Origin of the sequence: Pseudotabrizicola sp. 4114 (assembly GCF_031457365.1) — a bacterium.
Lineage (GTDB): Bacteria > Pseudomonadota > Alphaproteobacteria > Rhodobacterales > Rhodobacteraceae > Pseudotabrizicola.
In genome coordinates, this window is sequence record NZ_JAVDWP010000046.1 from 1 (window position 1) to 1,309 (window position 1,309).

Annotated in this window: 3 protein-coding genes; all 3 read left to right on the forward strand. The window is 63.9% G+C overall.

Annotated features, from left to right (window positions below; translation table 11 throughout):
- Window positions 1-84 precede the first annotated feature (84 nt).
- Entirely contained in the window at window positions 85-504 is a 420-nt protein-coding gene (locus tag J2X53_RS22450; protein ID WP_349039707.1) for a transposase, read from the forward strand.
- On the forward strand, window positions 501-854 hold the full coding sequence (gene tnpB, locus J2X53_RS22455) for an IS66 family insertion sequence element accessory protein TnpB (protein WP_349039708.1): 354 nt from the start codon (window positions 501-503) through the stop codon (window positions 852-854). The genes J2X53_RS22450 and tnpB overlap by 4 nt, the downstream gene beginning before the upstream one ends.
- A 54-nt stretch (window positions 855-908) precedes the next feature.
- Window positions 909-1,309 (forward strand): transposase (locus J2X53_RS22460; RefSeq protein WP_349039709.1); only part of this gene is annotated, 401 nt, incomplete at its 3' end.

Here is a 1,309-nt window from a genome sequence, read left to right on the forward strand (position 1 = left end):
GTAAGCGGTGCGCCAGCCCCGTGGTTTCGGCATGAAGTGACTTCGGGCATGTCGTCCTGCAACTGAGTTTGCGGGGGACTGGTCGTGGAGCACCAAAATGAGCACCGGATGGAGGTGCGTGGGGCGAAGGGAGTGTCGCGGATCGAGGTCCTTGATGGTCCGACCGGGCGGCGACGCTGGCCGGATGACCTCAAGGCGCGGATCGTGGCCGAGAGTTTTCAGCCCGGCGCGCGGGTCTGCGATGTTGCGGCGAAGTATGGTTTGATTGCCCGACACCTTTCGGGATGGCGCGGTCAGGCGCGTAAAGGGGAACTGGTCATGCCGGTCGATATGTCCCCGACTTTCGTGCCGCTGGTGATCGAGCCAATGGCTGATGCCGCTGCCGCGCCGGCAGACACAGGCGTGATCCGGGTCGAGATCTGCGGCACAGTTTTACATGTGGCACCCAACTGCAGTCCGGAGCGTGCGGCGGCCTTGGCGGCGGCGTTGAGGAAGGCGCTGTGATCTTCCCCGATCAGGCCGTCCGGATCGTGATTGCGACCAAGCCGGTGGACTTCCGCAAGGGGCACGATGGGCTGGCCGCCATGGCCCATGCCGAGCTGGGTTTTGCGCCCAAAGCTGGGGTGATGGTTGTGTTCAGGTCCAAACGTGGCGACAGGATCAAGGTTTTGTTCTGGGACGGCAGTGGGATCGTGATGATCTACAAGCGGCTGGAACAGGGCGGCTTTGCCTGGCCGAAGGTGGGCGACGGGGTCATGCGGCTGTCGCGGGTGCAGTTCGAGGCTCTGTTTGCAGGGCTTGACTGGCGCCGCATTCATGCGCCCAGACCGAGCCCGCCCACCGCGACAGAATGACTCGGATTGCCTTGTAAATATGGGCAATCGTGCAGGCGTGCGGTATAAATCGTCATGACTGCGCCCGCCGATCTCCCCTTTGATCTGGACAGCCTTCCGCCCGCCGTGCGGGAGGCGTTTGCAGCCATGCAGGCCAAGGTCGCAGGGCTGGAGGCGCAGACCGAACGTCAGGATTACCTGATCGCCGAGCTGCGCCATGCGCTTTATGGCAAGCGGTCCGAGCAGCTTCCCCCCGATGCGCGTCAGTTGGCTTTCGAGGATCTGGAAACGGCCGTCGCGGAAGCCGAGGCTGCCCGGGCAGCGCTGGCGGAGCGCAATGCCGATGGCAGGCCCAGACGTCCGGCAGCCAAACGCAACCTGGGCCATCTGCCAGATCACCTACCGCGCATCGAGCAGGTGATCGAACCCGCGCAGAAGATATGTCCCTGCGGCTGCACCGACATGGTGAAGATCGG